Source organism: Neobacillus drentensis (assembly GCF_036965245.1).
Taxonomy (GTDB): domain Bacteria; phylum Bacillota; class Bacilli; order Bacillales; family Cytobacillaceae; genus Neobacillus; species Neobacillus drentensis_G.
Window position 1 is genome coordinate 1 of the sequence record NZ_JBALPG010000204.1, and the last position, 4,288, is coordinate 4,288.

Annotated in this window: 5 protein-coding genes; 3 read left to right on the forward strand and 2 right to left on the reverse strand. The window is 36.3% G+C overall.

Going from position 1 to position 4,288, the window contains the following annotated elements:
* Nucleotides 1–152: 152 nt before the first annotated feature.
* The 3 genes from V7150_RS25230 to V7150_RS25240 all read left to right on the forward strand — a co-directional run bounded on the left by V7150_RS25230 (nucleotide 153) and on the right by V7150_RS25240 (nucleotide 1,689).
* Nucleotides 153–533, forward strand: a complete 381-nt coding sequence (locus V7150_RS25230; RefSeq protein ID WP_335523775.1) for a hypothetical protein — start codon at nucleotides 153–155, stop codon at nucleotides 531–533.
* Nucleotides 523–1,011 carry an aminodeoxychorismate lyase gene (locus tag V7150_RS25235; RefSeq protein WP_335523767.1) on the forward strand — a complete coding sequence of 163 codons (489 nt, stop codon included), beginning with the start codon at nucleotides 523–525 and terminating at the stop codon, nucleotides 1,009–1,011. The genes V7150_RS25230 and V7150_RS25235 overlap by 11 nt, the downstream gene beginning before the upstream one ends.
* A gap of 102 nt (nucleotides 1,012–1,113) precedes the next feature.
* Nucleotides 1,114–1,689, forward strand: a complete 576-nt coding sequence (locus V7150_RS25240; RefSeq protein WP_335523769.1) for a hypothetical protein — start codon at nucleotides 1,114–1,116, stop codon at nucleotides 1,687–1,689.
* An 81-nt stretch (nucleotides 1,690–1,770) separates the two neighbouring features.
* Here V7150_RS25240 and pabB read toward each other — a convergent pair whose 3' ends face one another.
* Together pabB and V7150_RS25250 are read right to left on the reverse strand one after the other, a co-directional pair.
* Nucleotides 1,771–3,519, reverse strand: a complete 1,749-nt coding sequence (gene pabB, locus V7150_RS25245; RefSeq protein WP_335523771.1) for an aminodeoxychorismate synthase component I — start codon at nucleotides 3,517–3,519, stop codon at nucleotides 1,771–1,773.
* A complete protein-coding gene (locus V7150_RS25250) occupies nucleotides 3,488–4,105 on the reverse strand; it encodes an anthranilate synthase component II (protein WP_335523773.1) in 618 nt (205 codons plus the stop codon). Before V7150_RS25250 ends, pabB begins: the two co-directional genes overlap by 32 nt.
* Between the last annotated feature and the right edge of the window lie 183 nt (nucleotides 4,106–4,288).

Consider the following 4,288-nt stretch of genomic DNA (forward strand, 5'->3'; position numbering starts at 1 on the left):
TCCTAATTCAAAAGTAAGAAATGATTTCCTTAACCCACAAAATTTGTGAGGAAACTAAGACTTTTTACGCATTTTTGGGATACAAATCGAAAAAAAATCATTTTGCATGTATAATAAGGACTTGTATTCGAATATAGGAGGTAATTTATTTGATGGTATGGACTTTAGTAGTATTGTTTGCAATTTCTGCTATATTACTAATCATTTCTATTTTAAAATCCAATCGTGTGGCAAAAGAAGAACATAATCAAATTGATATGATTCACATATCCACGATGAAGGAGATTAATGCGCTTCAAGAGTCAATTCGGAATATTGAGATTGACATGGAAGTTGTTACGAAAGAAGCGGGGATTTCACTTACTTCTGAAGAAAAACGTTTAAAGCGTGAAATACTAGATTTATATAAACGCAATTATTCGATTCCGAGCATTGCAGAGATGAAACAGGTTCCAGAAAATGAAATCGAACAACTGCTTGCACCATTCCAGAAAATAATGGAAGAAGGGAGAGCGGCTGCCAATGAGAATTAACTTACTAAGCAGCTTTGCAGCAGGAATTCTTATTAGTACAACTATTTGCGGCGCTGTTTACTTTGCTGATAATAGTGATAACCCAAAAGCATCCGCAAAAACATCCGAAAACCGTACAACAGTAAAAATATCTGAAAAAGAGATGAAAAATAAGCTTGAAACGAAAGGCTATGTCATACAAACGAAAGCTGAATATGACAAGATTATTAATGATGCCAAGGCATCTGTAGAAAAACAAGCTTCACCAGATGATAACAATCCCGCCAAAACCGTTACAAAAGTGATTGTAAATGTTTCAGACGGTATGACTAGTATTGATGTCGGCAAGACACTTGTACAAGCGAATTTGGTACAGGATGCGTTTGCTTTTTCTAAAGATATAGAACAAAAAGGTCTAGAGAATAAATTGCGCCCAGGTGTATATGTAGTGGATAGTGAAATGACACTGGACCAAGTAATTTCAACTATTTTTAAGTAAATTAAGAATACAGCTGTTTTGAAATTTGCCTCATCGGTTCCGTCAACAGTATATCGTTAATATATTAACCATACGAAGAACTTGTTGACCGAGGTGGAACCGATGTATTTTTTTAAATCAATTTCTGATGATGTTCGATCTGCCCAACTAGCATTTAATAAGCATTCAAAAACGAGACAACTTGTATTGGGTGCGCTTTTCGCTAGTTTAGCAGCTGTTCTGCAAGCTGCAGGCGGTTTTTTACCAGGGATAGGATATTTTATCAGTCCATTTACAACAGCACCGATTCTTTTTTGCACCATGCTTTCGCTTCCGGTCGGACTAATGTCCTTTTTTCTAACCAATTTATTACTTCTTGTCCTTCTGCCAAGTGAGCTGATTGTGTTCCCGTTTACGACAGGATTGCTGGGATTTGGAACCGGGGCTGCTTTTTACTTCTTCAAAAAAAGGATCAGTATCATTGGTACTGGGGCTATTTTGCTAACCCTTGGTATCATCAGCTTATTATATGGCTTTTCATTTCCAGTCTTAGGTCATGCCGTGTCAGATACCTTTTCAGTACTCGTAATAGGCGGTATTTTTTTATTTGCTTTTATTTATAATTGGATTTGGGTTGACATTGGTTTAATCTTTTTTAAAAGATTAAAATTCTATTTTAGAAACAATAAGTTAAGTTGAAGTGAGGGTTAAGATATAGCATTCTTCAGCTACTAATACAAAAAATAAAGAGAACAGTGCCTCCACACTGTTCTCTTTGTTTTAAAGGTTAATTAATTGAACCTCTAGCCATTTCCGCACACTATTGATAAACCAAATTTTCCTACTTTTTTGTAGGTCTGCAATCGTTAATGTTTTTTCGCGGATTTCTCCATTTTTAAGTAACATTTCTCTAAATGTGCCTGCTAACAAGCCGCTATTTAATGATGGTGTCCATAATGATCCATCTATTTCCAAGACGACGTTCCCATTTGTAAACTCAGTCAATTCTCCATCTTCGTTCCAAAGGAGTATATCGAAAATATCAGCGGGCTTCTGCATCTGAAATTGAGAATAGATTTCTCGATTTGTCGTTTTATGGTAAAGGAAGAGATTGTCCTTTTCTATCGGTTTGCTGGCAAGCAATACTTTTAAAGCTGCCTCAGGGTGTGTTAGCGAATTTGCTTCGATGGTGATGTCTCCGTTTTTAGCAATAAGGAGACGGACTTTTAACTTACCATGTTGATTTTGCTTTGAAAATGCGTCTAAAGCATTGTTGACATCCGATAAATCGCATCGAAATCCGAAGTATTGAGCTGAATCTTTTAGGCGATTGAGATGTTCTTCTAATAGAAAATAGTTACCCTTGTTTAATAACAAGCTTTCTAGTAATTGAAATTCAGGTCTGCTTTCTTTAAGTAAACTTGCTTTTGCCAGAATTTCTTGGTATTCACCATCTGTAGTGGAATCCCATGTGATTCCACCGCCAACACCATAAGTTGCTTGACCAGATTGATGTTCAATCATTACGGTTCTGATTGGAACATTAAAAATAGCTTCATTGTTCGGTGTAATAAAACCAATTGCGCCGCAATAAACCTCACGCGGTTCCTGTTCCAAGTCTGAGATAATATTCATTGTGCTGATTTTTGGTGCGCCAGTAATGGACCCGCAAGGAAAAAGCGCTTTAAATATATCAACGACTTTCGTATTAGTGGAAACCTGTGCTGTAATCGTTGAGGTCATTTGATGAACGGTTGGGTATTGTTCAATTTCGAATAGCTTTGGAACGGAAACAGTACCTGGTTCGGCTATCATGCCTAGGTCATTTCGCAGTAGGTCGACGATCATCAGATTTTCCGCGCGATTTTTTTCTGACTGGTAAAGCCATTTAGCGTTTGCTTTATCTTCAGCAGCTGATTTCCCTCTTTTTATTGTTCCTTTCATCGGCCGTGTGGTAATTTTATCACCCTTTAAATGAAAAAACAGTTCTGGAGAGGCAGATAGAATACTATGTTCGTTGGTGTTGATGTAAGCACAATAATTTGAAGCTTGTGCACTTTTTAGCTTTTCAAAATAAGCAATATCGTCACCTTGGAAGTGGGAGTTCAGACGTATCGTATAGTTTGTCTGATAGGTATCACCACTTTCAATCGATTGTTTAATAGATAAAATCGATTGATTATAGTCATCCATGTCAACAGATGGTTTCCATTCTGTTAGTGTATACGGATCAGTACCGGTGATCGAATGGTGCAATGGTTCTGAAAAAATCCCAAACCATAAGAGCGGCATTGTACTTACTTCCTTGGTTCTATAAGCAGAATCGAAGGCAGTTGCACTTTCATAGGATAAAAATCCCGCAGCATAATACCCATTATCGACTGCATCTTGAACAAGTTGAAAGCAAGGAAGCACCTCGTCAATTTTATCGGCCCTAATCACCTTGATTGGGTTTTGAAAAGTTAGCGGTTTTATTTTACCGTTCGAATCAGCAAACTCAAAGGCTAAGAGAGGTTGTTGTATTTTCATAAGATTTGTTTTCATCCTTACATTCTTTTATAAAAAAATTCCGGACCATTTGTAATCCGTTTTCTGTCAAGATGGATTCAGGATGGAATTGAACTCCTTCTACTTTATATTGCTTATGTCGGAGCGCCATAATTTCACCATTCTCACTTCTTGCACTGATCTCTAAACATTGGGGAAGGGTAGATTCATCGACGATTAATGAATGATATCTTGCCACTTGTAATGGTAAAGGAATATCACGGAAGATTCCATTTTGGTCATGGTTTATAAATGAGATTTTTCCATGCATTGGTTTTGATGCCTTTTTTACCATTCCGCCAAACGCTTGCGCAATGACTTGGTGTCCGAGACATACACCTATTATTGGAATTTTTTTATAAAACCTATTCACGATATCTAAGCATAGACCAGCCGAATCAGGATTTCCAGGTCCAGGAGAAATAAGTAGATGGTCTGGCTGCATTTGTTCTATTTTTTCTAATGAAAGCTGATCATTCCGAATCACTATGACCTCTTTACCGATTGTTCGAATATATTGGACTAAGTTGAATGTGAATGAATCATAATTATCAATTACTAAAATCACAGATTATATCGGCTCCATTTCCATGAAAGTATTTATGCAAAGCGTAATTAGTATTAAAAGATAAATGATAAATCAACTATAAAATTTATACCATATTAAACTCGGTGAAGACTAGTGTAAAAATATTGATTATTGATGTTGTATGTTTTTATAGGAAGAATCGATTATTATATTAATATAATA

Bases quoted from the DNA above. Each gene is read 5' to 3' on its own strand.
- V7150_RS25240 (WP_335523769.1), top strand. From the start codon at position 1,114: ATGTATTTTTTTAAATCAATTTCTGATGATGTTCGATCTGCCCAACTA.
- V7150_RS25235 (WP_335523767.1), top strand. From the start codon at position 523: ATGAGAATTAACTTACTAAGCAGCTTTGCAGCAGGAATTCTTATTAGT.
- pabB (WP_335523771.1), bottom strand. From the start codon at position 3,519: ATGAAAATACAACAACCTCTCTTAGCCTTTGAGTTTGCTGATTCGAAC.
- V7150_RS25230 (WP_335523775.1), top strand. From the start codon at position 153: ATGGTATGGACTTTAGTAGTATTGTTTGCAATTTCTGCTATATTACTA.